The sequence below is a fragment of the Rhodoplanes roseus genome (genome assembly GCF_003258865.1).
GTDB lineage: Bacteria > Pseudomonadota > Alphaproteobacteria > Rhizobiales > Xanthobacteraceae > Rhodoplanes > Rhodoplanes roseus.
The window spans coordinates 1-25521 of sequence record NZ_NPEX01000068.1 but is presented as its reverse complement, the minus strand read 5'-3'; the positions used below and the strand labels follow the sequence as shown (position 1 = coordinate 25521).

Genomic DNA, 25521 nt, shown 5'->3' with positions numbered 1-25521 from the left:
TGCCCGGCTGATGCGGGCCATGACGGCCGTCGACGATCCCCGGCTCGCGGTCGATGCCGGCGGCGTGCGCTTTCCCACCCCGATCGGCCTTTCGGCCGGCTTCGACAAGAACGGCGAGGCGGTCAGCACGCTCGCCGGGCTCGGCTTCGGCTTCGTCGAGATCGGCTCGGTCTCCGCCGAGCCCTCGGCCGGCAATCCGCCGCCGCGGCTGTTCCGCCTGCCGGCCGACCGCGCGCTGGTGGTGGCCTACGGGGTGCCGAACGAGGGCGCCGAAGCAGTGGCGCACCGGCTCGCCGGCACCCGGCTGCCGGTGCCGCTCGGCATCAACATCGTCGCCACGAATCGCGGCCGCGGGGCGCCGCCCATCGCCGACGACGCGCTGATCGGCGAATACATGCAGGCTGCGACCGTGCTGGCCCCGGCCGCCGACTATCTGATGTTCAACCTGAGCTGCCCGAACACCACCGACGGCTGCGATTTCTTCGCCGACCGGGGCCGGCTCGACGGCTGGCTGACGGCGCTCGACGAGACGCCCTATGCGCCGCGGCCGTCGTTCCTCAAGGTGTCGCCGCTCGGCGGTGTCGCCATGATCGAGCGGCTTCTGGAGACGGTCGGGCGGCACACGAAGATCTCCGGCCTGATGTTCAACCTGCCGAGCGCCAGGCCCGCCGGGCTCGTGACGCCCGAGGCGGTGTGGAAGAGCTGGCCTGGCGCCGTCTCGGGGCCGCCCAGCGCCACGCTGCTCGACCACTGCCTCGTCGAATGCTGGCGGCGCATGGATCGGAACCGTTTCGTGCTGTTCGCCTCCGGCGGTGTGTCCTCGGCCGAGGACGCCTATGCCAAGATCCGCAAAGGCGCCTCGCTGGTCGCGCTCCTCACCGCGCTCGTCTACGAAGGGCCCGGCGTGGTGCGCCGCATCACCCGCGGGCTTCTCGACCTGCTGGATCGCGACGGCGTCAAGCACGTCTCCGAGGTGGTGGGCGTCGACGTGCGGTAGCAGGGCGGGGCCGCGGCACCCCTGACCCGGATCGCTTCGCGATCCGACCTCCCCACAGGAGCCCCGCAGGGGAGAGGTGAAGCGAGGCCGTCGCGCCTCCTCTCGCATCGTTCGCCGAAATGCCTATCTTCCAGGGATGCGTCCCGAAAGCCTGCTCGTCCCGACGCCCGCCGGCCTGTGCTGTCCCGAGGGTGGGTTCCACATCGATCCGCTGCGGCCGGTGGCACGGGCCGTGATCACGCATGCGCATTCCGATCACGCGCGGGCCGGGCACGGCGCCGTCCTGGCGACGGACGAGACGCTCGACCTGATGCGGCTGCGCTACGGGGATCATTTCGCCGGTACGACGCAAGCGGTCCGGTACGGCGAGCGTCTGGCGATCGACGGCACGACCGTGAGCTTCCATCCGGCCGGCCACGTGCTCGGCTCGGCGCAGATCCGCGTCGAGCGGGATGGCCTCGTGATCGTCGCCTCGGGCGACTACAAGGACGTGCCGGATCCGACCTGCGCGCCGTTCGAGCTGGTGCCGTGCGACGTGTTCATCAGCGAGGCGACGTTCGGCCTGCCGGTGTTCCGCCACGGCGACATCGCGACCGAGATCGGCAAGCTGACGCGCTCGCTCGCGCTGTTTCCGGACCGCGCCCATCTGGTCGGCGCCTACTCGCTCGGCAAGGCGCAGCGTCTGATCGCGCTGCTGCGCGCCGCCCGATACGACCGGCCGGTGTTCCTGCACGGGGCCATGGAGGCGATCACGGGCTATTACGCCGCGCGCCTGGAGCTGGGCGATCTGCGCGCGGTGCGCGACGGCACCAAGGGCGAGTTCGCCGGCGCCGTGGTGCTGTGCCCGCCCTCGGCGCTCGGCGACCGCTGGACGCGGCGGTTCCCGGATCCGATCGCCTGCTTCGCCTCGGGCTGGATGCGCATCCGGGCACGCGCCCGACAGCGCGGCGTCGAGCTGCCGCTGGTCGTCTCGGACCATTGCGACTGGGACGGGCTGACCCGCGTCATCCCGGCCACCGGCGCGCGCGAGATCTGGCTGACGCACGGCGCCGAGGAGGCCTTGGTGCACTGGTGCTCCACACGAGGTCTTCGCGCGAAGCCGCTGCATCTGGTCGGCTACGGCGACGAGGAGGAGGTCGAGGTTTTGGAGTCCGCGACCGCGGGTCCTGATCAGGACATTGCGACGGGCGAGCCCGCATGAACCGCTTCGCCGCCCTGCTCGATCGCCTGGCCTACGAGCCCGGCCGCACCGCGAAGCTGCGGCAGATGACGGACTATTTCCGCACCACGCCGGATCCCGAGCGCGGCTTCGCGCTGGCCGCGCTCACCGGCGCCCTGTCGTTCCAGCACGCCAAGCCGGGCCTGATCCGCACCCTGATCGCCGAACGCACCGACCCGGTGCTGTTCGAGATGTCCTACGACTATGTCGGCGACCTCTCCGAGACGGTGGCGCTGATGTGGCCGGCTTCGGCCTCCCCGCGCGTTCGTCCACCCTCCCCTGGAGGGGGAGGGTCGGGCGTCCGCGAAGCGGACGACCGGGGTGGGGTGAAGCCGCACGCACCGGAGAGGCCGTTCACCCCACCCCACTCGCCTTCGGCGACCGACCCTCCCCCTCCAGGGAAGGGTGAAGAGGAGGCTGCGTCTCCCCTCATCGGCCACAACAGCGCTCACCTCACTCCCACCCTCGCCGACGTGATCACGACGCTGCAGACGCTCGGCAAGGCGGAGCTGCCGAGGACCTTGGCGCACTGGCTCGACGGGCTCGACGAGACCGGGCGCTGGGCGCTGTTGAAGCTCGTCACCGGAGGCTTGCGCATCGGCGTCTCGGCGCGGCTGGCCAAGACCGCGGTCGCGGCGCTCGGCGACAAGGAGCCGGACGAGATCGAGATTCTCTGGCCCGGCCTGTCGCCCCCCTACGAAAGCCTGTTCGCCTGGCTCGAGGGTCGCGCCGACAAGCCGGCGGCCGAGGATCCGGCGAGCTTTCGGCCGCCGATGCTGTCGCACGCCATCGGCGCCGACGACTTCAAGGCTCTCGACCCGGCGGACTTCATCGCCGAATGGAAATGGGACGGCATCAGGGTGCAGGCGGCGGCCGGCGTCTGTCCCGACGGGCGGCGCGTGGCGCGGCTCTATTCGCGCACCGGCGAGGACATCTCGGCGTCGTTCCCGGATCTGATCGAGGTCCTGAGCTTCGACGGCGCCGTCGACGGCGAGCTGCTGATCGTGCGCGACGGGCGCGTGCAGTCGTTCAACGTGCTGCAGCAGCGGCTGAACCGCAAGGCCGTGACGGCGAAGCTGATCACCGAGTTTCCGGCTCACCTGCGCGCCTACGACCTGCTGGTCGAGGGCGACGAGGATCTGAGAGACAGGCCGTTGTCGGAGCGCCGCGCCCGCCTCGCCGCGATGGTGCAGACGCTCGGCGAGCCGCGCATCGATCTCTCCGCAGAAATCCCGTTCGCCGATTGGGACGCGCTCGCCCATGCGCGGGCGAATCCCTCGGACGTCGGCGCCGGGCCGGACGCCGAGGCGATCGAGGGCGTGATGCTGAAGCGCCGCGACGCACCCTATCTGCCGGGCCGCCCGAAGGGTCTGTGGTGGAAGTGGAAGCGCGACCCGTTCATCGTCGACGCCGTGCTGATGTACGCCCAGCGCGGCCACGGCAAGCGCTCGTCCTATTATTCCGACTACACGTTCGGCCTGTGGCGCGCCGGCGAGGCCGGGGACGAGCTGGTGCCGGTGGGCAAGGCCTATTTCGGCTTCACGGACGAGGAGCTCCTGAAGATCGACCGTTTCGTGCGGCAGAACACCGTCAACCGCTTCGGCCCGGTGCGCGAGGTGACGCACGACGCCGAGACCGGCCTCGTCTTCGAGGTCGCGTTCGAGGGACTGCAGCGCTCGACCCGCCACCGCTCCGGCATCGCGATGCGGTTTCCCCGCGTCAGCCGGCTGCGCTTCGACAAGCCGCCCGGCGAAGCCGACCGGCTCGACACCCTGATGACCATGCTGGATGCCGCCGAACAGACCCCCTCCTCCGGCGGCCGCGTGCTCGACGCCTCCGCCCGCACGGGGAAGCGGAAGGGGGGATAGGCTCGCCGCTTCGCGGCGCCCCGGGATGACGGATCGAAATTTTTGTCCGCGTGTCGGATTCGGCTAGGCTCCGACGTCCTTGGACCACGGAGGGATCCCCGATGCTCTACGCCATCCTGTGCTACCACCAAGAAGACATCGTCTGCTCCTGGAGCAAGGAGGAGGACGATGCCGTGATGGCGCGGCTGGCGCCGATCCAGGAGCGCCTCGCGCGTCAGGGCAAGCTCGGGCCGGTGGCGCGGCTGATGCCGACCACGGCGGCGACCACGTTGCGCAAGGATCGCGATCCGCCGCTGGTCATCGACGGGCCGTTCGCCGAGACCAAGGAGCAGCTCCTCGGCTTCTATCTGGTCGACTGCGCGTCGCTCGACGAGGCGCTCGCCATCGCCAAGGAGCTCGGCGAGGCCAATCCGGGCGGCTCCTACGAGCTGCGCCCGGTCGCCTTCTTCAATCCGGCCGGTGCGTCGGCCGGCAGCCCTTCGAAAGTGAGCGCCTGATGGATGTCGGCTGGCTCGGTGCGACTCTCGCAGCGGCGCGACCGCAGGCGCTGGCCGCATTGCTGCGCGCCTTCCGGGATCTCGACACCGCCGAGGAGGCGCTGCAGGAGGCCTGCCTGCGCGCCCTGAAGACGTGGCCGCAGAACGGCCCGCCGCGCGACGCCGCCGCCTGGCTGATCATGGTCGGCCGCAACGTCGCGATCGACACGGTGCGGCGCCGCAAGCGCGAGGCGCCGCTGCCCGACGAGGAGACGCTGTCGGAGCGCGACGACGCCGAGGCGGCGCTCGCCGAGGAACTCGACGAGAGTCACTACCGGGACGACATTCTTCGCCTCCTGTTCGTCTGCTGCCATCCGGACCTGCCCAACGCGCAGCAGATCGCGCTGGCGCTGCGCATCGTCTCCGGCCTGTCGGTCAAGGAGATCGCCCGGGCGTTCCTCACCACCGAGGCCGCCATGGAGCAGCGCATCACCCGCGCCAAGCGCAAGGTGGCGAGCGCCGACGTGCCGTTCGAAGCGCCGAGCGCGCCGGACCGTGCCGCCCGCGTCGCCACCGTGGCAGCGGCGATCTATCTGCTGTTCAACGAAGGCTACGCGGCGAGCGGCGGCGACGCCTATCTGCGCCTGCCGCTGTGCGACGAGGCGATCCGGCTGGCGCGGCTGCTGCTGCGCCTGTTCCCGACCGAGCCCGAGATCATGGGCCTGACGGCGCTGCTGCTGCTGCAGCATTCGCGCGCCGCCGCCAGGCTCGATGCGAGCGGCGACATCGTGCTGCTCGACGAGCAGGACCGCAGCCGCTGGGACCGCCGGATGATCGCCGAAGGGCTGGCGCTGCTCGACAAGGCGATGCGGCACGGGCAGCCCGGCGTCTATCAGCTCCAGGCCGCCGTCGCCGCCCTGCATGCGCGCGCCGAGAGGCCCGAGGACACCGACTGGGCCCAGATCGAGCTCCTGTACGCCGCGCTGGAGCGGCTCCAGCCCTCGCCCGTGGTGTCATTGAACCGCGCGGTCGCCACCTGGAAGGTGCGCGGGCCGCAGCCGGCGCTCGAGCTGATCACGCCGCTGCGCGACGCCCTCTCCGGATATTTCTATTTCCACGGCCTCGAAGGCGCCCTCCTGGACAAGCTCGGGCGCACCGGCGAGGCGCGGGTCGCCTTCGACCGCGCCATCGCGCTCGCCCATTCGCCCGCCGAGGCCGCCCATATCCGCCGACAGCTCGATCGGCTGAACGTAACTGCGACCACGACACCGGCCGCGGCCGTCTGAAACTACCTCTGCTCGATTTTTTTCCGAGCCACTGTCGGGCTTGCGGCTTGTCGTCCGTCTTCATGGCGAGCAACGAGAGGGAGGACCCCCATGGAGATGATGGGCAAGTATGTCGACAGCTACGTGCTGCCGGTTCCGAAGGCGAAGCTGGACGCCTACCGCGCCCTCGCGACCAAGGCCGGCGCGATCTGGCGCGAGCACGGCGCGCTCGCCTATGTCGAGTGCATCGCCGAGGACGTGAAGCCCGGCAGCCACACCTCGTTTCCGCAGGCCGTGAAGCTCGAGCCCGACGAGATCGTGGTGTTCGCCTGGATCGTCTACGCGTCGCGGGCGGAGCGCGACCGCATCAACGCCGCCGTGATGAGCGATCCGCGGCTCTTCGACATGCCGAAGGAGTCCGTCCCGTTCGACGGCAAGCGCATGTTCTGGGGCGGCTTCGACGTCCTGGTCGAGGCGTGAAGAAACGTCCGCCCCCCCGCGCTCTCAAAACTCACTGACAGGAGACTGCCATGAAGGTGATGGTCATCGTCAAGGCGAGCAAGGCGTCGGAAGCCGGCGAGATGCCGTCGACCGAGCTGCTCGCCGCGATGGGAAAGTACAACGAGGCGCTGGTCGAGGCCGGCATCATGCTGGCCGGCGAAGGACTCCATCCGACGACCAGGGGCAAGCGCGTACGCTTCGATGGTGCCACGCGCAGCGTGATCGACGGGCCGTTCGCCGAGACCAAGGAGCTGATCGCCGGCTACTGGCTGTGGAACGTCGCCTCGATGGACGAGGCGGTCGCGTGGCTGAAGCGCTGCCCCAACCCGCACGACGAGGTCACCGAAGTCGAGATCAGGCCGATCTTCGAGGTCGAGGACTTCGGCGAGGCCTTCACGCCCGAGCTGCGGGCCCAGGAGGATCGCCTGCGCGAGAAGCTGGGCGGGTGAGGCGTTGACGCGCCTTACTCCGTCCTCACCCTGAGGAGCCCGCGAAGCGGGCGTCGCGAAGGGCGAGGACGGCCCGGGAGCGAGCGGCGTGCCGTGGCCACATGGTTCGAGACGCGCTCCTCCGGAGCGCTCCTCACGATGATTAGAGAGTCGATCACTGGAGCAACCCCGATGAGCACGATGATCTTCGTCAACCTGCCGGTCGCCGATCTGCCACGATCGAGGCGGTTCTTCGAGACGCTGGGCTACACGTTCAACACGCAGTTCAGCGACGACACCGGGGCCTGTCTGGTGATCTCCGAGACCATCTGCGCGATGCTGCTCACCCACGAGAAGTTCAGGCAGTTCACCAGCAAGGCGATCGCCGATGCGCGCACCACGACCGAGGTGCTGACCTGCCTGTCGGCCGAAAGCCGTGGCGCCGTGGACACGCTGGTCGACACCGCCGTGAAGGCCGGCGCCACCGAGCCGCGGCCGCCGCTCGACTACGGCTTCATGTACGGCCGCGCCTTCGACGATCTCGACGGCCACACCTGGGAGATCATGTGGATGGATCCGGCTCACGTGGAGCAGGCGCCGACCGAGCCGGCGGCGGCGAGCGCCTGAGACCATGCCCCGCGTCGTCTTCACGCAGAACATCCAGCGCCACGTCGCCTGCCCGGAGACCGATGTGCCGGGCAGCACCGTCCGCGAGGTGCTGGACGCGGTGTTCGCCGAAAACCCGTCGGCGCGCGGCTACGTGCTCGACGATCAGGGCGCGCTCCGCCGCCACATGACCGTGTTCGTCGACGGCACCATGGTGCGCGACCGCACGCGACTGGCCGAGCCGGTGGGCCCGGCCGGCACGATCCACGTCTTCCAGGCGCTCTCCGGAGGCTGATCGACGAGGTCCCGCGAACGCCTGGCTGTCGTTCCGGGCTCCAGCCAAGTCGACCGATTTCGCCGCTGGATTCCGGGTTCGGGTCTTCGACCCGCCCCGGAATGACCACCAACTGATCAGGGGGATTGCTGACATGAGCGACACGCTTCTCGTTTCCACCCGCAAGGGCCTGTTCACGGTGGCCCGGGCGACGAACGGATGGGACGTCGCCGACGTGGCGTTCCTCGGCGACAACGTCACGCTCGCGACGACGGACCCGCGCGACGGCCGCCAATACGCCGCGCTCGACCACGGCCATTTCGGCGTCAAGCTGCATCGCTCGACCACGGCCGGCGGCTGGGAGGAGATCGCGACGCCGGCCTATCCGGAGAAGCCGGAGGGCCACGAGGAATTCGACATGTGGGGACGACCGCTGCCGTGGAGCACGGTGCGGGTGTGGGCGCTGGTGCCGGGCGGCGCCGACGAGCCGGGCACGATCTGGTGCGGCACGCTGCCGGGCGGCCTGTTCAAGTCGACGGATCACGGCGCGAGCTGGTCGCTGGTGCGCTCGCTGTGGGACCATCCGCTCCGGCAGAAATGGGGCGGCGGCGGCGCCGACCTGCCGGGCCTGCACTCGATCTGCGTCGATCCGCGCGATTCGCGGCGCGTGTCGATCGCGGTGTCGACCGGCGGGGTGTGGGCGACCGACGACGGCGGCGACACCTGGGCGTTGCGCGGACACGGCATGCGGGCCGAGTACATGCCGCCCGATCAGGCCGGCGACCCGATCGCCCAGGACGTCCACTGCCTGGTGCAGTGCCGCGCGGCGCCGGAGCGCATGTGGGTACAGCACCATAACGGTATCTTCGTCTCGTCCGACCAAGGCCACAGCTTCACCGAGATCACCGCGGCTGGCCCGTCGACCTTCGGGTTTCCGGTCGCCGTGCATCCGGACGAGCCCGACACGGCGTGGTTCGTGCCGGAGATCAAGGACGAGAAGCGCATCCCCCGCGACGGGCGGCTGGTGGTGACCCGGACCCGCGACGGCGGCAGGAGCTTCGAGGTGCTGACCGACGGGCTGCCCCAGAAGCACGCCTACGACGTTGTCTACCGCCACGCTTTGGCGCTGGATCCCGGCGGCGAGCGCCTGGCGATCGGCTCGACCACGGGCGGCCTGTGGGTGAGCGAGGACCAGGGCGACCGCTGGACCTGCGTCAGCCACACGCTGCCGCCCGTCTACGCCGTCCGGTTCGGCTGAGACGATCGAACGAGAGGAGACGCCATGGCCAGCACCGTCATCCCCACCCTGCGGTATCGCGACGCCCCGGCCGCCGAGATCGTCGTCGCGCCGCGCGACGAGGCGCATGGCGGGCGCAGCACCTCCTTCCGAGATCCCGAGGGTCATCTGTGGACCGTCGGCACTTACGATCCGTGGCAGGCACAGGCCTGATGGCCACGGCGGAGGACTGCCGGCGGCTCGCCCTGTCGCTCGCCGGCACGGCCGAGGCGGCGCATGGCGACCGGCGCGCCTTCAAGGTGGCGCGCATCTACGCGACACTGGCGGCCGACGGCGGGTCCGCCAATCTGCGCTTCTCGCCTGACGAGCAGGCGCTGAAATGCACGGTCGCGCCGGATGCTTTCGCGCCGGTCCCGAACGCCTGGGGCGAGCAGGGCTGGACGACCGTGACGCTCGCCGCGGTGAGCCCCGCGGAGCTGGAGAACGCGCTGACGCTGGCATGGGCACGTGCCGGGGCACGACCCTCGGCCCGACGGCCGGCTGCGACCACCGGTGCCTCCGGCCGGCGACCCGCGGGAACGCGCCGGACCTGACCACCACGTCCAGCCCGACGCAGGGCCGCATGGTGGCGCCGGGCGGCGCTGTGGTAAGGTCCCGGGACGATGGCACCAGCCCGGGGACGCATGCGATGACGATGCAGGATCGGGATCAGCGGCCGTCGATTCCATACGGGGACGGCATGCAGCAACGCACTTCCGGCAATCTCGAACGGTTTCTCGGCGGTTCGCCCGGCGCCGTCCTGGTGCGGCTCGTGCTCCTGTCCGTGCTGGTCGGCGTCATCATGTCGGCGATCGGGCTCGACCCGTGGAACATCCTCCAGAGCGTCGAGCGGCTGCTGCGCAGCATCTGGGACATGGGCTTCGACGCGGTGGTCTGGCTGTGGCGCTACTTCCTGCTCGGTGCCGTGCTGGTGATCCCGATCTGGCTGGTCGTGCGGCTCGCCAAGGGCGGCCGCTGAGCCGCCTCCCGTCATCGGCGAGATCGGCCGAGCGCTCGCGCCGCACGTGGGCGCGCGCAATCCGCTTGGCAGACCCAGGCTAAAATTCCTATACTGGTCCGACTCCGCCGCTCCGGCCCCCAGCCTCCCGCAGGAGGTCCCATGCTGACCCATGCCCAGATCTGGACGGCCCTCGACCGCCTCGCCGCGCGGGCGAAACTGTCGGCATCCGGGCTCGCCAAGCGGGCCGGCCTCGATCCGACCACCTTCAACAAGTCGAAGCGCATCACGCCGGACGGCCGGGCCCGCTGGCCATCGACCGAATCGGTGGCGAAGTCGCTGGCCGCGACCGGCACCACGATCGACGAGTTCGTCCGCCTGATCACCGACGCCGACGGCGCCGCCGAGCAGGCCGTGCCGCTGATCGGCTTCGCCGAGGCCGGGACCGGCGGCTATTTCGACGACGGCGGCTTTCCGGTCGGCAAGGGCTGGGACGAGATCGCCTTTCCGGCGGTCGGCGACGAGCACGCCTACGCGCTGGAGATCTCCGGCGACTCGATGCAGCCGGCCTACCGGGACGGCACCGTCATCATCGTCTCGCCCTCGGCGCCGATCCGCCGGGGCGACCGCGTCGTGGTGAAGACCCGCGAGGGCGAGGTGATGGCCAAGGAGCTGCGCCGCAAGACCGCCAAGACGCTCGAGCTGCGCTCCCTCAATCCCGAGCACCAGGACCGCGTGCTGGCGACCGAGGAGGTGCTCTGGGTCGCCCGCATCGTCTGGGCTAGTCAGTAGACCCGGCACCGAGCGGATAGGCCGCCTCGACCACATAGGGCCCGCCGCCGACCGAGGCGCGCGACGACATCAGCACGAAGCGCTCGGCCCGGAACGGCAGCGTTCGGAAGCCCGCCCGGGTCGCCAGATAATCCGCCACCTGGCGCGACGAAACCCCGCGCAGCCGCGCCAGCGTGACATGCGGCGTGAACTTGCGGGCCTCGGCGGCGAGACCGATGCGCCGCATCAGCCGTTCGTGCTCGGCCTGCAGCTCGACCAGGGCGGCTGTCGCCGGCGCCGCCGCGATCACGGCGCGCGGCTTGCGGCCGCCGAAGGCGTCGAGCCCGTCGAGATGCAGCTCGAAGCCGGGACGGCGCACCCCGCCCAGGACCTGGGAGACGTCGCGGGCGAGCGCGTCGTCGATGTCGCCGATGAAGCGCAGCGTCAGGTGGTAGTTCTCGGGATCGATCCAGCGGGCGCCCGGCAGTCCGCCGCGCAGCAGCGCGAGCCGCTCGCCGATCTCGGCCGGGATCTCGATGGCGGTGAACAGTCTCGGCATGACGCCTCACATGAACGACCGGGCGGCCGCGCCGTCAACTGCGGTCGCGCCGCGCCGCTGCAAGGGCGATCAGCTCCTCCACCTTGGGCAGGATCCGCTCGACGATGACGCCGACGCCCTTGCCGTTCGGGTGCATCCCGTCCGGCTGGTTGAGGCCGCGCTCCGCCGCCACCCCGTCGAGGAAGAACGGGTAGAGGAGCGTGCCATGGGCCGCCGCCAGCTCCGGAAAGATCGGATCGAACGCCGCCTTGTAGGCCGGCCCGAGATTGGGCGGCGCCAGCATGCCGGCGAGCAGCACCGGCAATCCCCGCGCGGTGAGCCGCTTCAGGACCTCGTCGAGCGCCTTGCGGGTAACGGCCGGATCGATGCCGCGTAGCGCGTCGTTGGCGCCGAGCTCGACGATGACGCCGTCGACGTCGTCGCCGATCGCCCAGTCGAGCCGCGACAGGCCGTCCGTGGCGGTGTCGCCCGACACGCCGGCATTGACGATCTCGACCGGCCGGCCGGTGCGCCCGCCGCCCGCCAGCGCCTTCTGCAGCCGCACCGGAAAGGCGTCGCCGGGCGGCAGGCCGTAGCCGGCGACGAGCGAATCCCCCAGTGCGACGATCCGTAGCGGCGCCGCCGCGGTCTGGCCGGCAGCGCCGGTCGTACCCACACCGGCGAGCAGCACGGCCCCGGCCACCAGCGCCTTGAATCGTCCGGGCGGCTGGACCCGGGGGGCCGGCGTCCCATATGAGGGGGACTGCCGTCGCCCCGGCGACGGCGGCTGGGCGCGGCCGGCCGGCAGCCTCGACACCCGCAGCCACGGTTCGCGCAGCACAGATCCGACAATGGACGACACCAGCTCCAAGATCCCGACCTCCACGATCATTCGCTCCCTTGCACCCGCCATCTCGCTCGCCGGCGTCGATCTCGCCCTCGGCCGGGACGCGGCGCGGGTCCACATCCTCAAGGACATCGCGCTTGATATAGGGCGTGGCGAAGCGATCGGCCTCACCGGACCGTCCGGGTCGGGCAAATCGACGCTGCTGATGGTGATGGCGGGCCTGGAACGGCCCGATGCCGGCGCCGTCCTGGTCGACGGAACCGATCTCGGCGCCCTCGACGAAGATGCGCTGGCCCGTTTCCGCGGCCGCAAGATCGGAATCGTGTTCCAGTCCTTCCACTTGATCCCGACCATGACGGCGATGGAGAACGTCGCCGTTCCGCTGGAGCTGGCCGGCAACCGCGACGCCTTCGACGTCGCGCGGGCCGAGTTGGTCGCGGTCGGACTCGGCGAGCGGCTCGGCCACTATCCCTCGCAGCTCTCCGGCGGCGAGCAGCAGCGCGTCGCGCTGGCCCGCGCACTCGCCCCGGCGCCATCGATCCTGGTGGCCGACGAGCCGACCGGCAATCTCGACGAGGCGACCGGGCGCGGCATCGTCGACCTGATGTTCGCCGGACAGGCCGAGCGCGGCATGACGCTGGTTCTGGTGACGCACGACGCTTCACTGGCGGCACGCTGCGACCGCGTGGTGCGGATGCGCTCGGGCCGCATCGATTCCGACACCCCGACGGGCGCCCGTAGCGCCGCGCCGGCAATCGCCGCGCCATGACGGCCGTCGCGGCGACCGCTCCCGAACCTTCGGCCGGCGCCGTCGCGCGCTGGCGCATCGGCCTGCGCATCGCGGCCCGCGACCTGCGCGGCGGCCTGCGCGGCTTCGGCGTGTTCATCGCCTGCATGGCGCTCGGCGTGATGACCATCGCGGGCGTCGGGTCGCTGTCGCGCAGCCTCACCGAGGGGCTGGCGCAGCAGGGCCGCGCCATCCTGGGCGGCGACATCTCGTTCACGCTCGTGCAGCGCGAGGCCGAGCCGGCCGAGCAGGCGTTCCTGGCCGGCGCCGGCGAGCTGTCCGCAGCCGCCGCGATGCGGGCGCTGGCCCGCACCGGCGACGGCAAGTCGACGCTGGTGGAGCTGAAGTCCGTCGACGCCGCCTATCCACTCTACGGCGCGGTGGAGACCGATCCGCCGGCCGCGCTCGCCGGCCTGCTGGCACGCGACGGGGACGCCTACGGCGCTATCGTCGATCCGCTGCTGCTGGCCCGGCTCGGGCTCGAGCGCGGCGCCCGCGTGACGATCGGGTCGGCGACCCTGGTGCTCAACGCCACCATGCTGCGCGAGCCCGACCGGCTCGCCGGCGGTGTCGGCTTCGGGCCGCGCGTGATGGTGAGCCAGGAAGCGCTGCGGGCGACCGGGCTGCTGCAGCCCGGCAGCCTGGTACGCTGGATCTACCGGCTGCGCCTCGCCGGCGCCGACCCGGCCGGTGCCGCGGAGGCGCTGACCGAGACGGCGAACCGCCGCTTCCCCGACGCCGGCTGGGACATCCGGGCGAGCGCCAATGCCTCGCCGCAGCTCGAGCGCAACATCGACCGCTTCACCCAGTTCCTGACGCTGGTCGGCTTGACGGCGCTGCTGGTCGGCGGCGTCGGCGTCGCCAACTCGACCCGCCACTATCTCGACCGCAAGCGCGATACCATCGCGACCCTGAAGTCGCTCGGCGCCACCGGCGGCCAGGTGGTGACGCTGTATTTCGCCCAGATCCTGCTGCTGGCGGCGGTCGGCGGCGCGATCGGGCTGGGGCTCGGCGCCGTGCTGCCCTACGCGCTGGCGGGCGCGCTCGGCGCCGTCCTGCCGCTGCCGCTGGCGCCGACGCTGCATGCCGACGTGCTGGCGCTGGCGCTGCTCTACGGGCTGCTCACCGCCGTCACCTTCGCGGCCTGGCCGCTGGGCCGCGCCCACGACGTGCCGGTCTCGGCGCTGTTCCGCGACGCCGTGACACCGGACCAGCGGCGCCCGCGGCGGCGCTACATCGCCGTCGCCGTGGTGGCCGCCCTGGCGCTCGCCGCCCTCGCCGTCGGGGCGTCCTACGACCGCCGCATCGCCGCCGCCTTCGTCGCCTCGGCCGTCGCGGTGCTGATCCTGCTGCGGCTGGTCGCCTCCGGCGTGATGCTGCTCGCGCGCCGGGCGCCTCGGGCCCGCTCGGCGGTGCTGCGGCTCGCCGTCGCCAACATCCACCGGCCGGCCGCGCTGACCCCGACCGTGGTGATTTCGCTCGGCCTCGGCATGGCGTTGCTCGTCACCATCCTGGAGGTCGACGGCAATCTGCGCCGGCAGCTCACCGCGACCCTGCCGGAGCGCGCGCCTTCGTTCTTCTTCCTCGACATCCCGAGTGCCGAGACGGCGCGCTTCGACGCGCTGGTGAAGGAGCGGGCGCCGGGCGCCGCATTCGAGCGCGTGCCGATGCTGCGTGGTCGTATCGTCGCGGCGAACGGCGTCAAGGCCGAGGACCTGAAGATCAAGCCCGACGCGAGCTGGGCTCTGCACGGCGACCGCGGCATCACCTATGCCGGCACGGTGCCGGCCGGATCGCGGGTGATCCAGGGCACCTGGTGGGGCCCCGACTATCGTGGCGCCCCGCTGCTCTCGCTGGAGAGCAAGATCGCCGACGGGCTCGGGCTGAAGCTCGGCGACACCGTGACGGTGAACGTGCTCGGGCGCAACATCACGGCCACGATCGGCAACATCCGCACCGTCGACTGGCAGTCGCTCGGCATCAATTTCGTGCTGGTGTTCTCGCCGGGTGCCTTCGCCGGGGCGCCGCACACCGACATCGCCACCGTCACGTTCCCGGACGGCGGCACGCCCGCCGAGGAGGCGACGCTCCTCAATGCGGTGGCGCAGACCTGGCCCGGCATCACGCCGGTGCCCGTGAAGGACGCGCTCGACCAGGTCGCCGGCGTGGTCGGCAATCTGGTGCGGGCCGTGCAGGCGGCGAGCGGCATCACCCTGGTCTCGGCCGTGCTGGTGCTGGCCGGCGCGCTGGCGGCCGGACACCGGCACCGCGTCTACGACGCCGTGGTGCTCAAGACGCTCGGCGCGACGCGGCGCCAGCTCGTCGCCGCCTATCTCCTGGAATACCTGATGATCGGCGCCGCCGCCGTCCTGTTCGGCGTGTTCGCCGGCTCGGTGGCCGGCTGGCGGATCGTCGCCGGCCTGATGAACCTGCCTTTCGTCTGGCAGGCCGGGCCGACGATCGCGGCCGCGCTGGGGGCGCTCGCCGTCACGGTCGCGTGCGGGCTGGTCGGCACCGTCTCGGCGCTCGGGCGCAAGCCGGCCGCCGTGTTGCGGGGCCTTTAACCCTTTCGCCACCCCGCTTTGCGACAACACGCCGCTGAACAAAGCGCGGTTCGGCCTGCGAAATTCGAGCTTTGCGACAATCCGTCGCCGACGCGCCGAGCCGGTCGGGCGCATATAGTGGGCTCACATCGAGCTTGCTCGAACCGCGGGGCGACACGCCGCGGTGTGGCGGACAACACGAGAAGGGGGTTCGACGATGTCGGACTACGAGCGTAACACGATTGGGGCGGCCTACGGGACGGTGCCGCGTGCCGAGGCGGCGGCGATCGACGCCGGGCTGCGCGCCTACATGCTGCGCGTCTACAACTACATGGTGCTGGCGCTCGCGATCACCGGATGTGCCGCGCTCGGCATCTACATGCTCTCGGTTACGGGCGATCCGGCATCTGCCGCCCGGGCCGTGGTGCGCGGCGTCGAAGGCCCGGCGCGCCTCGGCAGCATGTATCTGACCCCGATCGGCTACACCGTGTTCGTCAGCCCGCTGAAGTGGGTGATCATGCTGGCGCCGCTCGGCCTGGTCTTCGCCCTGAGCTTCGGGGTGGAGCGCATGCGTCCGGCGACGGCGCAGATCCTCTTCTGGATCTACGCCGCTCTGGTCGGCCTGTCGCTCGGCTCGATCTTCATGGTGTTCACGCACACCTCGGTGGTGCGGGTGTTCTTCATCACGGCGGCGTCGTTCGGCGCGCTGTCGCTGTGGGGCTACACCACGCAGCGCGACCTGACCGGGATGGGCTCGTTCCTGATCATGGGCCTGTTCGGGATCATCATCGCCAGCGTCGTGAACATCTTCCTCGGCTCGACGATGATGCAGTTCCTGATCTCGGTCATCGGCGTGCTGGTGTTCGCCGGACTGACCGCCTACGACACCCAGCGCCTGAAGAACGAATACATCTACGGCGCGATGGAGGGCGACGTGATGGAGCGCTCCGCCATCATGGGCGCGCTGTCGCTCTACCTCGACTTCATCAACCTCTTCACGCTGCTGCTCCAGCTTCTCGGGCAGCGCGAGGAGTAGACGGGTCCGTCGCATCTGGGCGAGGTTCGAAAAACCCCGGCTCGCGCCGGGGTTTTTTGATGCCCGGAGCGCACCCCGGTACGGCTCTTGCTTGGCTGTCGCGGCAGCGCGCGGCGCGGTCTCTGGAACAGCAGGAGGATTTCCGTGACGGACATCTGCTCGTGGGTCGATCGACGTCGGTTCCTCCAAGCGACCGGCGCGGCCGGCCTGGCGCTCGCCGGCGCGGGCTCGGCCTTCGCCCAAAACGCCCGCAGCGAGACGCTGCTGGTGGTGCAGGAGCTCGGGCCCAACAGCCTCGACATGCAGGGGGTCGGCTCCAACCAGACGGTGAACGGGCTGGCCTGGAACTGCTACGACCGCCTGATGACCTACGGGACGAGGACGCTGCCCGACGGCACGCCGTCCTACGACCGCGAGATGCTCGCGCCGGAGCTCGCCGAGAGCTGGCAGATCGCCTCGGACGGCATGTCCTGCACGTTCAAGCTCCGCCGCGACGCGACCTTCCACGACGGGCGGCCGGTGACGGCCGGCGATGTGAAATGGTCGTTCGACCGCTCGGTCTCGGTCGGCGGCTTCCCGACCTTTCAGATGTCGGCCGGCAGCCTGGAGAAGCGCGACCAGTTCGTCGCCCTCGACGACCACACCTTCCGAGTGGACTTCATCCGCAAGGACAAGCTGCTGATGTTCAATCTCGCGGTCGTGGTCCCGTTCGTGATCAATTCCGAGCTCGCCCGCAAGCACGCGACCGACTCCGACCCGTGGGCGCTCGCCTGGCTCAAGCAGAACGAGGCCGGCGGCGGCGCCTACAAGGTGGAGAGCTGGAAGCCCGGCAGCGAGACGATCCTGACCCGCTTCGACGCGTGGAAGAGCGGGCCGCTGCCGAAGATCCGCCGCATCGTCGCGCGCGACGTGCCCTCCCCGGGCACCCGCCGCGCCATGCTGGAGCGCGGCGACGCCGACCTCTCGACCGGCTTCCCGCCCAAGGACTTCGACCAGATGATCCGGGAGGGCAAGGTCAAGGTCACGGGCGTGCCGATCCCCAACGCGCTCTGGTACCTGGCCCTCGACACGGCGAAGCCGCCCTTCGACAACGTGACGCTGCGCCAGGCGATCGCCTGGGCCGTGCCCTACGAGGAGATCCAGGCGGGCGCATTCTTCGGCCGCGCCAAGCCGATGCATGGCGGCCCGGGCCCCGCCGAGCAGCCGGTGTGGCCGCAGCCCTTCCCGTACCGGACCGATATCGACAAGGCGAAGGCCCTGATGGCTCAAGCGGGGTTCTCGGGCGGACTCGACACCACGCTGTCGCTCGACGTCGGCACCGCCACGGTCGGCGAGCCGACCGCGATCCTGATCCAGGAGAGCCTCGCCAGGATCGGCGTGCGCGTCACGATCGACAAGATCCCGGGCGCCAACTGGCGCACCACGCTGAACAAGAAGGAGCTGCCGCTGGTGCTAAACCGATTCAGCGGATGGCTGGATTACCCGGAGTATTATTTTTACTGGAACCTGCACGGCAACAACTCGATCTTCAACATCTCGTCCTACAAGAACCCGGCGATGGACCGGCTGATCGATCGCGCCCGCTTCACCGAGGACAAGGCCGAATACGTCAAGGCCGTGACCGACTTCATCACGCTGTGCATGCAGGAGGTTCCGATCGTTCCGCTCAACCAGCCGATCCACGACGTCGCCACCCAGAAGGGTGTCGGCGGCTATCAGTTCTGGTTTCACCGCGAGCCGGACTTCCGCCAGTTCACCAAATCGTAACCTTGCGGACCCCGGCAACGGTGTATTTAGTTCGCCGCGACAAGGCGTTGCACCCTCCTGGCGCGGGCCGCGCCCGCGCACTAGATTAGCGTCCATCGGCGGCGCCCGGATGTCCGCGCACCGCCAGGACTCCCAAGTCCCCAGGACCCGCAAGGTCCACAGGACTCACAAGGTCCACGGAGAGACAGATGTCGGACTTCGACCGGAATGTCGCAGCCTTCCCCGGCGCCGGCCGGGCTGCTGCGGTCGATGCGGGCCTGCGCGCCCACATGATCACCGTCTACAACTACATGGCGGGCGGCGTGGCGCTGACCGGCATCACGGCGTGGCTGACCTTCCAGATGGCCGTGGTCACGGACGCGGCCGGCAACATCACCGGGCTCACCTCGTTCGGCCAGGCGATGTTCGGCAGCCCGCTGATGTGGGTGCTGGTGCTGGCGCCGCTCGGCCTCGTGTTCTTCCTGAGCTTCCGCATCAACCGGCTGGAAGCCTCGACGGCCCGGCTGCTGTTCTTCGTCTATGCGGGCCTGCTCGGCCTGTCGCTGGCGTCGATCTTCATGGTCTACACGGCGGCCTCGATCACCAGGGTGTTCTTCATCTCGGCCGCCGCCTTCGGCGCGCTCAGCCTGTGGGGCTACACGACCCAGAAGGACCTGTCCGGCATGGGCTCGTTCCTGATCATGGGCCTGTTCGGCCTGATCATCGCGAGCCTCGTCAACATCTTCCTGAAGTCGAGCGGTCTCGACTGGGCCCTGTCGGTCGCCGGCGTCCTGATCTTCGCCGGGCTCACCGCCTGGGACACCCAGAAGATCAAGGAGATGTACGACGTGAACGACGACGGCACCGTCGCCGGCCGCAAGGCCGTGATGGGCGCGCTGTCGCTCTATCTCGACTTCATCAACCTGTTCCTGATGCTGCTGCGCCTGGTCGGCGACCGCCGCTAGCCGCCGCCGCACGACGACGGATCGCGAGACGCCCCGGCCCGCGCCGGGGCGTTTTCGTTTGGCGCAGTTCGTTCGGGCGCCTTTTCGTTTGCACGACGCGGAAGAACGGCGGTATTGCCGATCCATGACCCTGACGCCCGCGCCCACGACGTTCCGACCCGCCACCCTGGCCGACATCCCCGCCGTCACGGCGATCTACGCCCATGCGGTCCTCACCGGTACCGCGTCGTTCGAGATCGATCCGCCGGACGAGGCCGAGATGGCGCGCCGGCTCGAGCGGCTACAGGCGAGCGGCCATCCCTATCTGGTGGCCGAGAGCGAGGGCGCCGTGCTGGGCTACGCCTATGCGGGCCCCTACCGGATGCGGCCCGCCTACCGGTTCACGGTCGAAGATTCGATCTATGTGGCGCCGACTGCGATGCGGGCCGGGCTCGGCCGGGCGCTGCTGTTCCGCCTGCTGGTCGAGAGCGAGCGGCGCGGCTTCCGTCAGATGATCGCGGTGATCGGCGACACCGGCCAGATCCCCTCGATCGCGCTCCACCGCGACGCCGGCTTCCGGCTGGTCGGCACGCTCGAAGGCGTCGGATACAAGTTCGACCGCTGGCTCGGCTCGGTGCTGATGCAGCGCGCCCTGGGCGACGGCATGGCGACGCCGCCCTGAAGGCGGAGCGCGCACGGCGCCGCGCACCCGAGCGGCCGATCAGGAGACGACGCGCAGGCTCGCCTTGTCGAGCTCACGCAGCACGCGGTCGAGCTCGTGGCCGACCTTGACGATCAGCCCGGTCGCCGAGACGACCCGCCAAGCGCCCTGCCGGCGCGACAGTTTCGGGTTCTTCTCGATCCGATAGAGAGGCACCTCGGCGGTGCGGCGGAACACCGAGAAGACGGCGCGGTCCTTGTGGAAGTCGATGGCGTAGTCGCGCCATTCGCCCGACGCGACCTTGCGGCCGTAGAGGCCGAGGATGCGGGACAACTCGCGCTTGTTGAACGTCACGCGGGACGGCGTGGCCGGGAACGGGGGGAAGCCCGCTCCCTCGCTCCCGCGGGACTCGCTTGGATCGCTGTCGCCAAGCTCGAGGCTCATGCGGCTCCTCCTGTTCGACGGTGTCGTGGATCGCCACCGGTCACGGCGCTGTCATGATCACCCCGGTGCAGGCCGAGGGCAAGCGGATCGGAGCGTCCGTATCCGGCCCCGACCGACAACACAGGACGGCGCCGAAAGGTCGCCCCGGTCACGCTCGCTCACGGATCGATCACGCGTTCGTTAGACGCTTCATAATACTGCCGGATTTCGGCCTCGCCCCGGTCGAGCCGCAATGGCATCAAACAGCATTGGCATAGGGTCCGGTCCGAGAAGAGAACCGGTTCCTCAGCCCCCCAGCCCCCCGGGCTCGTAAGGGCCGGACCCTGTCGCCACGCGGACGGTTTTGGCCAAAAAGGCCGAGCCGTCCGTTGGTTCATTTGAAGAGTCTTTTTAGGGCCGGCGTTGCCGGCCCTTTTCTTTTGCTCGGAGATTTCGACGGGCCCTGCGGTCTCGCTGCGTCGGCCAGAGGTGCGCATGCGCGGCTCCGCCGGACCCGCGGGCGCGACCGGCGCACGATCAGCGGACGAACTCGGACGCGCTAGTTGAGGCGCTCGAATGCGGCACCGAAGATGGTGCCGGGCGCCTTGGCGCTGCCACCCTGGACCAGCACGGCGACGGCGTCGACCTTGTCGGCCTTGATCTCGCCGACCGGCACGCTCCAGCTCCGGGTCGCACCGGTCCAATCGCCGAGCTTCACCCAGCGGCGCACCACATTGTTGTAGACGATGGTGCGGCCGGTGTTCTCGCCACGGCCGACCGCGACCTCGATCGCGGAGGTGACGCCGAGGAGCCAGACCTCGCCCGTCGTCGCGGCGACCGGCGCAGCCCCGGTGGATGCCACGGCCGGCCGCGCCGCCTCGGCGCTCACCGACACCCTGCCGTCGGCGACCGTCACCCGAACCGGAATCGATAGAGCCGTGGCGCGGCCACGCCCACGCGCCACCGCGCCTTCGATCGCGGCCTTGTCGCTGCCGAGCACATGGGTGGTGCCATTGACGACGACCTGCGGCGTGTAGACGGCGCGGTCGCCGCGCGCATGCGAATATGCGGTCTGGCGCGCCGTGTGGCGCGGATCGGCGAGCGTGTCCTTCCAGCCGAGATAGTCCCAGTAGGTGATCGGGAGGCTGACGGCGATCAGCGTCGGGTCCTTCTTCAGCTCGGCCAGCACGCGATCGGCGGCCGGGCAGGAGGAGCAACCCTGGCTGGTGAACAACTCGACCACGGCGCGCGCCTGGCTGCCGAGCGAGGAGACCGGAACGGCGGTGGACTGCGTCGACGACAATTGAGGTGCGCCCACCGGCGGCGCAGCCTGAACGCCCAAGGACCGTGTGACGGGCGCCTCAGAGGGGATCGGTGCTGCGGCGGTCGGCGCGCCCGGCTCGGCAGCCCGCGCAGGCGAGAGCGTCGTGCCGCAAAGCAGTCCCACCCCCACCAGGCCGAGCACGAGACCGCCAGTCGATTGCGCGCGTCTCGTCGTCATTCTCGACCTCGCTACTCTGATGGTGACACGGCCGCGGGGGGCGGCAGGTCGTCGGTCCGGTGCGCGGACCGTGAGGGGTCCTCGAAGGCGTCAGGCGGCATCGCAGGGAATCGATGCCTCGAGCCTGGATAGTACGCCGCCCCGGTCGCCGGCCACTCACTTCGCAGTGAGGCCGTACTTGCGCGTAGCGCCCGGAGTCGCGCCGCCGGGCCGACACGAAAAAGCCGCCGCGCGAACGCGGCGGCTTCGCGTTCCGAAGCCGCGTCAGGCGGCGAGGTGGCGCAGCACGTAGTGCAGGATGCCGCCGTTGCGGAAGTATTCGAGCTCGTCGAGCGTGTCGATGCGACAGATCAGCGGCACCTTCTTCACCTTGCCGTTGGCGCCGGTGATCTCCGCCTCCAGCACCTGGCGCGGCTTGAGGTCGCCGCCGAGCCCGCGCAGCGTCACCCGCTCGTCGCCCTTGAGACCGAGCGTCTGCCACGAGGTGCCCTCTTCGAACACCAGCGGGACGACGCCCATGCCGATCAGGTTGGAGCGATGGATGCGCTCGAAGGACTGCGCCACCACGGCCCGGATGCCGAGCAGCGCCGTACCCTTCGCGGCCCAGTCGCGCGACGAGCCGGTGCCGTATTCCTTGCCGGCGAACACCACGAGCGGAACGTTCTCGCTCTTGTAGCGCATCGCCGCGTCGTAGATCGGCAGCTTCTCCTTCGACGGGTAGTGGATCGTCACGCCGCCTTCGACGCCCGGCACCATCTGGTTCTTGATGCGGATGTTGGCGAAGGTGCCGCGCATCATCACCTCGTGGTTGCCGCGGCGCGTCCCGTACTGGTTGAAGTCGAGCGGCTTCACCTTGTGGTCGATCAGGTACTGACCGGCCGGCGACGTCACCTTGATGGAGCCGGCCGGCGAGATGTGGTCGGTCGTGATCGAGTCGAGGAACAGGCCGAGGACGCGCGCCTCGACGATGTCGGTCGTGGCCTCCGGCGCCTTGCCCATGCCGACGAAGTAGGGCGGGTTCTGCACGTAGGTCGACTTGCCGTCCCACGCATAGGTGAGGCCGCCCTTGACGGCGATCTTGCTCCAGTTGGCGTCGCCCTCGAATACGTTGGCGTACTTCTTGGTGAAGATCTGCTTGGTCACCGACTTCTTGACGGCGGCGGCGATCTCCTTGCTGGTCGGCCAGATGTCCTTGAGGAAGATCTTCTTGCCGGCCTTGTCGACGCCGAGCGGCGTCTTCACCGGATCGAAGTTCATGTTGCCGGCGATCGCATAGGCGACGACCAGCGGCGGCGAGGCGAGATAGTTCGCCCGCACGTCAGGATTGACCCGGCCCTCGAAGTTGCGGTTGCCCGACAGGACGGCCGCGGCGACGAGATCGTTCTCGTTGATGGCCTTCGAGATCTCCGCCGGCAGCGGGCCCGAATTGCCGATGCAGGTGGTGCAGCCGAAGCCGACCAGGTTGAAGCCGAGCTTGTCGAGGCTCTTCTGCAGGCCGGACTTGGCCAGGTACTCGCCGACGACCTGCGAGCCGGGGGCGAGCGAGGTCTTCACCCAGGGCTTCACCTTGAGGCCCTTCTCGACGGCCTTCTTGGCGAGCAGGCCGGCGCCCAGCATGACGCTCGGGTTGGACGTGTTGGTGCACGACGTGATCGCCGCGATCACCACGTCGCCATGGCCGAGATCGTGGCCGCGGCCGTCCACCTCGACGCGCTTGCCGATCTCGCCGGCCTTGCCGAACTCCTCGGCGAGCGCCGCCTCGAAGCCGGCCTTCACCTTCTTGAGCGGCACGCGATCCTGCGGCCGCTTCGGCCCGGCGAGCGACGGCTCGACCTTGGCGAGGTCGAGCTTGAGCACGTCGGTGAACACCGGATCCGGCGTGTTGCGGGTGCGGTACATGCCCTGCGCCTTGGCATAGGCCTTGACCAGCGCGACCCGGTGGGCGCCGCGGCTAGTGCCGAGCAGGAACTCCAGCGTGTCCTCGTCGACCGGGAAGAAGCCGCAGGTGGCGCCGTATTCGGGCGCCATGTTGCCGATCGTCGCGCGGTCGGCGATCGACAGGCTGGCGAGGCCGGGGCCGAAGAACTCGACGAACTTGCCGACCACGCCGCGCTTGCGCAGCATCTGGGTGACGGTGAGCACCAGGTCGGTGGCGGTGACGCCCTCCTGGAGCTTGCCGTCGAGCCGGAAGCCGACCACCTCGGGCAGCAGCATCGAGTAGGGCTGGCCCAGCATCGCGGCCTCGGCCTCGATGCCGCCGACGCCCCAGCCCAGGACCGAGAGACCGTTGACCATCGTGGTGTGCGAATCGGTGCCGACCAGCGTGTCCGGATAGGCGATCTCGGCCGCCACGGTCTTGCCGCCGATGGTGGCCTCGCCTTTGGCGCTCCACACCGTCTGCGACAGGTATTCCAGGTTCACCTGATGGCAGATCCCGGTCCCGGGCGGCACGACGCGGAAATTCTCGAAGGAGCGTTGCGCCCACTTCAGGAACTTGTAGCGCTCCTGGTTCTGCTTGTACTCCTCGTCGACGTTCTTCTTGAACGCGTCGTTGTCGCCGAAATAGTTGATGATCACCGAGTGGTCGATGACCAGATCGACCGGCACCAGCGGGTTGATCTTCTTGGGATCGCCGCCGAGAGTCTTCATCGCGTCGCGCATCGCCGCGAGGTCGACGACGGCCGGCACGCCGGTGAAGTCCTGCATCAGGACGCGGGCCGGACGGAACGCGATCTCACGGTTCGAGGTGCGCTTCTTCAGCCAAGCGGCGACGGCCAGGATGTCGTCCTTGGTGACCGAGCGGCCGTCCTCGTGACGGAGCAGATTCTCGAGCAGCACCTTCATCGAGAAGGGCAGGCGCGAGATCCCCTTGAGGCCGTTCTTCTCGGCCGCCGGCAGGCTGTAATAGACGTAGCTCTTGGTGCCGACCTTGAGGGTCCGGGTGCATTTGAAGCTGTCGATTGCGGTCATGAAGCTGGTTCCGTTCCGGCCGGAAGCCGGATGCCTGTCGACGAGAGCACCCCGGGGCGATAGTGATCGCCTGTGCAGCGGCACCGGGGTGTCGTCTGGTGGGTGATGGGCACGGAGGCTGCTTATAAGAGCTTTCTTGGAATTCTGCTACATCGTCGCGATTCTAAACAGCGCAACAGGGGACGAGGCCGGCGACGCACCGGCCGCGGGGCGGTCGAAAGCGGCATGGACCTGATCGGAAGCGATCTCGCCTGCGTGCGGGGACAGCGCGAGATCTTCGCCGGGCTGGGCTTCCGGGTGGCCGGCGGCGAGGCCCTGCTGCTGGTCGGGCCGAACGGGGCCGGGAAGAGCTCGCTGCTGCGCCTGATCGCCGGCCTGGTGCGCCCGGCCGCCGGCACGCTGGTGCTCGACGGCGGTGATCCCGAGCTGTCGGTGCCCGAGCAGGCCCATTATCTCGGCCACCAGGACGCCCTGAAGCCCTCCCTCACCGTCACCGAGAACCTCGCCTTCTGGATCGACTATCTGGGCGGCGACCGCGGCGCGCTCGAGGCGGCGCTCGACGCCGTCGCGCTGGAAGACATCGCCGACCTGCCGGCCGGCTATCTGTCGGCCGGCCAGCGGCGCCGGCTGTCGATCGCCCGCCTCGTCGCGGTGGCGCGGCCGGTGTGGCTGCTGGACGAGCCCACTTCGGCCCTCGACGTCGCCTCCCAGGCCCGCCTCGCCGGGCTGATGCAGGCCCATCTCGCCGGCGGCGGCATCCTGCTCGCCGCCACCCACGGCCCCCTCGGCCTCGATACGGCGAGAGAGCTGCGGCTGGGGGGCATGGCATGAGCTTGGTGTCCGTGTCTCTCTTGCTCCGCGGTCTGGGCTCACCCCCCTCCCCACC

The 25521-nt window shown here is 70.0% G+C and carries 26 protein-coding genes; 21 read left to right on the top strand and 5 right to left on the bottom strand.

What is annotated here, in order from left to right; genetic code table 11:
• The 14 genes from CH341_RS12325 to CH341_RS12265 all read left to right on the top strand — a co-directional run.
• The coding region (locus tag CH341_RS12325; RefSeq protein ID WP_111419326.1) for a dihydroorotate dehydrogenase at window positions 1-997 on the top strand (997 nt) is incomplete at its 5' end.
• 136 nt (window positions 998-1133) lie between these two features.
• Window positions 1134-2198, top strand: coding sequence for a ligase-associated DNA damage response exonuclease (locus CH341_RS12320; RefSeq protein WP_111419320.1), 1065 nt, complete (start codon window positions 1134-1136; stop codon window positions 2196-2198).
• The gene (locus CH341_RS12315) at window positions 2195-4084 is read left to right on the top strand and encodes a cisplatin damage response ATP-dependent DNA ligase (protein WP_111419319.1); all 1890 of its coding nucleotides are present in this window, start codon (window positions 2195-2197) and stop codon (window positions 4082-4084) included. The genes CH341_RS12320 and CH341_RS12315 overlap by 4 nt, the downstream gene beginning before the upstream one ends.
• 101 nt (window positions 4085-4185) lie before the next feature.
• On the top strand, window positions 4186-4581 hold the full coding sequence (locus tag CH341_RS12310; RefSeq protein ID WP_111419325.1) for a YciI family protein: 396 nt from the start codon (window positions 4186-4188) through the stop codon (window positions 4579-4581).
• The gene (locus CH341_RS12305) at window positions 4578-5846 is read left to right on the top strand and encodes an RNA polymerase sigma factor (RefSeq protein WP_111419324.1); all 1269 of its coding nucleotides are present in this window, start codon (window positions 4578-4580) and stop codon (window positions 5844-5846) included. The genes CH341_RS12310 and CH341_RS12305 overlap by 4 nt, the downstream gene beginning before the upstream one ends.
• A gap of 90 nt (window positions 5847-5936) precedes the next feature.
• Entirely contained in the window at window positions 5937-6305 is a 369-nt protein-coding gene (locus tag CH341_RS12300) for a DUF1428 domain-containing protein (protein WP_245431015.1), read from the top strand.
• 50 nt (window positions 6306-6355) lie between these two features.
• The gene (locus tag CH341_RS12295; RefSeq protein ID WP_111419318.1) at window positions 6356-6775 is read left to right on the top strand and encodes a YciI family protein; all 420 of its coding nucleotides are present in this window, start codon (window positions 6356-6358) and stop codon (window positions 6773-6775) included.
• A gap of 171 nt (window positions 6776-6946) precedes the next feature.
• Entirely contained in the window at window positions 6947-7381 is a 435-nt protein-coding gene (locus CH341_RS12290) for a VOC family protein (protein WP_111419317.1), read from the top strand.
• 4 nt (window positions 7382-7385) lie between these two features.
• Entirely contained in the window at window positions 7386-7655 is a 270-nt protein-coding gene (locus CH341_RS12285) for a MoaD/ThiS family protein (protein ID WP_111419316.1), read from the top strand.
• A 133-nt stretch (window positions 7656-7788) separates the two neighbouring features.
• A complete protein-coding gene (locus tag CH341_RS12280; RefSeq protein WP_111419315.1) occupies window positions 7789-8892 on the top strand; it encodes a sialidase family protein in 1104 nt (367 codons plus the stop codon).
• 24 nt (window positions 8893-8916) lie between these two features.
• Complete coding sequence (locus CH341_RS34185; protein WP_170149595.1) at window positions 8917-9084, top strand: VOC family protein; 168 nt, start codon at window positions 8917-8919, stop codon at window positions 9082-9084.
• Window positions 9084-9464 (top strand): MmcQ/YjbR family DNA-binding protein, encoded by a 381-nt coding sequence (locus CH341_RS12275; protein ID WP_111419314.1) that lies wholly within the window; start codon window positions 9084-9086, stop codon window positions 9462-9464. Before CH341_RS34185 ends, CH341_RS12275 begins: the two co-directional genes overlap by 1 nt.
• Before the next feature lie 146 nt (window positions 9465-9610).
• Window positions 9611-9889, top strand: coding sequence for a DUF6460 domain-containing protein (locus CH341_RS12270; protein ID WP_111419322.1), 279 nt, complete (start codon window positions 9611-9613; stop codon window positions 9887-9889).
• Between the two features lie 141 nt (window positions 9890-10030).
• The gene (locus tag CH341_RS12265) at window positions 10031-10660 is read left to right on the top strand and encodes a LexA family transcriptional regulator (RefSeq protein WP_111419313.1); all 630 of its coding nucleotides are present in this window, start codon (window positions 10031-10033) and stop codon (window positions 10658-10660) included.
• Here CH341_RS12265 and thpR read toward each other — a convergent pair.
• Together thpR and CH341_RS12255 are read right to left on the bottom strand one after the other, a co-directional pair.
• Window positions 10650-11198: an RNA 2',3'-cyclic phosphodiesterase gene (gene thpR / locus CH341_RS12260; RefSeq protein ID WP_111419312.1), complete on the bottom strand. Its 549-nt coding sequence runs from the start codon at window positions 11196-11198 to the stop codon at window positions 10650-10652. The genes CH341_RS12265 and thpR overlap by 11 nt on opposite strands.
• Window positions 11199-11232: 34 nt before the next feature.
• Window positions 11233-11883: an arylesterase gene (locus tag CH341_RS12255; protein ID WP_111419321.1), complete on the bottom strand. Its 651-nt coding sequence runs from the start codon at window positions 11881-11883 to the stop codon at window positions 11233-11235.
• 145 nt (window positions 11884-12028) lie between these two features.
• On the opposite strand from CH341_RS12255, the gene CH341_RS12250 reads away from it, so the two are divergent.
• The 6 genes from CH341_RS12250 to CH341_RS12225 all read left to right on the top strand — a co-directional run bounded on the left by CH341_RS12250 (window position 12029) and on the right by CH341_RS12225 (window position 19762).
• Entirely contained in the window at window positions 12029-12793 is a 765-nt protein-coding gene (locus tag CH341_RS12250) for an ABC transporter ATP-binding protein (RefSeq protein ID WP_111419311.1), read from the top strand.
• On the top strand, window positions 12790-15375 hold the full coding sequence (locus tag CH341_RS12245) for an ABC transporter permease (RefSeq protein WP_111419310.1): 2586 nt from the start codon (window positions 12790-12792) through the stop codon (window positions 15373-15375). Before CH341_RS12250 ends, CH341_RS12245 begins: the two co-directional genes overlap by 4 nt.
• Before the next feature lie 196 nt (window positions 15376-15571).
• A complete protein-coding gene (locus CH341_RS12240) occupies window positions 15572-16390 on the top strand; it encodes a Bax inhibitor-1/YccA family protein (RefSeq protein ID WP_111419309.1) in 819 nt (272 codons plus the stop codon).
• 144 nt (window positions 16391-16534) lie between these two features.
• Window positions 16535-18157 (top strand): ABC transporter substrate-binding protein, encoded by a 1623-nt coding sequence (locus tag CH341_RS12235; protein ID WP_111419308.1) that lies wholly within the window; start codon window positions 16535-16537, stop codon window positions 18155-18157.
• 188 nt (window positions 18158-18345) lie between these two features.
• On the top strand, window positions 18346-19101 hold the full coding sequence (locus CH341_RS12230) for a Bax inhibitor-1/YccA family protein (protein WP_111419307.1): 756 nt from the start codon (window positions 18346-18348) through the stop codon (window positions 19099-19101).
• A gap of 124 nt (window positions 19102-19225) precedes the next feature.
• Entirely contained in the window at window positions 19226-19762 is a 537-nt protein-coding gene (locus CH341_RS12225) for a GNAT family N-acetyltransferase (protein ID WP_111419306.1), read from the top strand.
• Between the two features lie 39 nt (window positions 19763-19801).
• On the opposite strand, the gene CH341_RS12220 is transcribed toward CH341_RS12225, so the two are convergent.
• The 3 genes from CH341_RS12220 to acnA all read right to left on the bottom strand — a co-directional run bounded on the left by CH341_RS12220 (window position 19802) and on the right by acnA (window position 24635).
• Window positions 19802-20185 carry a DUF2794 domain-containing protein gene (locus CH341_RS12220; protein ID WP_111419305.1) on the bottom strand — a complete coding sequence of 128 codons (384 nt, stop codon included), beginning with the start codon at window positions 20183-20185 and terminating at the stop codon, window positions 19802-19804.
• 538 nt (window positions 20186-20723) lie between these two features.
• Window positions 20724-21467, bottom strand: coding sequence for a DUF1223 domain-containing protein (locus tag CH341_RS12215; RefSeq protein WP_245431014.1), 744 nt, complete (start codon window positions 21465-21467; stop codon window positions 20724-20726).
• A 462-nt stretch (window positions 21468-21929) separates the two neighbouring features.
• Window positions 21930-24635: an aconitate hydratase AcnA gene (gene acnA, locus CH341_RS12210; RefSeq protein WP_111419303.1), complete on the bottom strand. Its 2706-nt coding sequence runs from the start codon at window positions 24633-24635 to the stop codon at window positions 21930-21932.
• A 225-nt stretch (window positions 24636-24860) separates the two neighbouring features.
• On the opposite strand from acnA, the gene ccmA reads away from it, so the two are divergent.
• Window positions 24861-25466 carry a heme ABC exporter ATP-binding protein CcmA gene (gene ccmA, locus CH341_RS12205; protein ID WP_111419302.1) on the top strand — a complete coding sequence of 202 codons (606 nt, stop codon included), beginning with the start codon at window positions 24861-24863 and terminating at the stop codon, window positions 25464-25466.
• The last annotated feature ends 55 nt before the right edge of the window (window positions 25467-25521 follow it).

Excerpts from the sequence above, each read along its gene's own strand:
- CH341_RS12230 (WP_111419307.1), top strand. The coding sequence starts at position 18,346 with ATGTCGGACTTCGACCGGAATGTCGCAGCCTTCCCCGGCGCCGGCCGG.
- CH341_RS12250 (WP_111419311.1), top strand. The coding sequence starts at position 12,029 with ATGGACGACACCAGCTCCAAGATCCCGACCTCCACGATCATTCGCTCC.
- CH341_RS12280 (WP_111419315.1), top strand. The coding sequence starts at position 7,789 with ATGAGCGACACGCTTCTCGTTTCCACCCGCAAGGGCCTGTTCACGGTG.
- CH341_RS12240 (WP_111419309.1), top strand. The coding sequence starts at position 15,572 with ATGTCGGACTACGAGCGTAACACGATTGGGGCGGCCTACGGGACGGTG.
- CH341_RS12225 (WP_111419306.1), top strand. The coding sequence starts at position 19,226 with ATGACCCTGACGCCCGCGCCCACGACGTTCCGACCCGCCACCCTGGCC.
- ccmA (WP_111419302.1), top strand. The coding sequence starts at position 24,861 with ATGGACCTGATCGGAAGCGATCTCGCCTGCGTGCGGGGACAGCGCGAG.
- CH341_RS12270 (WP_111419322.1), top strand. The coding sequence starts at position 9,611 with ATGCAGCAACGCACTTCCGGCAATCTCGAACGGTTTCTCGGCGGTTCG.
- thpR (WP_111419312.1), bottom strand. The coding sequence starts at position 11,198 with ATGCCGAGACTGTTCACCGCCATCGAGATCCCGGCCGAGATCGGCGAG.
- CH341_RS12295 (WP_111419318.1), top strand. The coding sequence starts at position 6,356 with ATGAAGGTGATGGTCATCGTCAAGGCGAGCAAGGCGTCGGAAGCCGGC.
- CH341_RS12245 (WP_111419310.1), top strand. The coding sequence starts at position 12,790 with ATGACGGCCGTCGCGGCGACCGCTCCCGAACCTTCGGCCGGCGCCGTC.
- CH341_RS12265 (WP_111419313.1), top strand. The coding sequence starts at position 10,031 with ATGCTGACCCATGCCCAGATCTGGACGGCCCTCGACCGCCTCGCCGCG.
- CH341_RS12285 (WP_111419316.1), top strand. The coding sequence starts at position 7,386 with ATGCCCCGCGTCGTCTTCACGCAGAACATCCAGCGCCACGTCGCCTGC.
- CH341_RS12310 (WP_111419325.1), top strand. The coding sequence starts at position 4,186 with ATGCTCTACGCCATCCTGTGCTACCACCAAGAAGACATCGTCTGCTCC.
- CH341_RS12315 (WP_111419319.1), top strand. The coding sequence starts at position 2,195 with ATGAACCGCTTCGCCGCCCTGCTCGATCGCCTGGCCTACGAGCCCGGC.
- CH341_RS12275 (WP_111419314.1), top strand. The coding sequence starts at position 9,084 with ATGGCCACGGCGGAGGACTGCCGGCGGCTCGCCCTGTCGCTCGCCGGC.
- CH341_RS12320 (WP_111419320.1), top strand. The coding sequence starts at position 1,134 with ATGCGTCCCGAAAGCCTGCTCGTCCCGACGCCCGCCGGCCTGTGCTGT.
- CH341_RS34185 (WP_170149595.1), top strand. The coding sequence starts at position 8,917 with ATGGCCAGCACCGTCATCCCCACCCTGCGGTATCGCGACGCCCCGGCC.
- CH341_RS12290 (WP_111419317.1), top strand. The coding sequence starts at position 6,947 with ATGAGCACGATGATCTTCGTCAACCTGCCGGTCGCCGATCTGCCACGA.
- acnA (WP_111419303.1), bottom strand. The coding sequence starts at position 24,635 with ATGACCGCAATCGACAGCTTCAAATGCACCCGGACCCTCAAGGTCGGC.
- CH341_RS12220 (WP_111419305.1), bottom strand. The coding sequence starts at position 20,185 with ATGAGCCTCGAGCTTGGCGACAGCGATCCAAGCGAGTCCCGCGGGAGC.
- CH341_RS12300 (WP_245431015.1), top strand. The coding sequence starts at position 5,937 with ATGGAGATGATGGGCAAGTATGTCGACAGCTACGTGCTGCCGGTTCCG.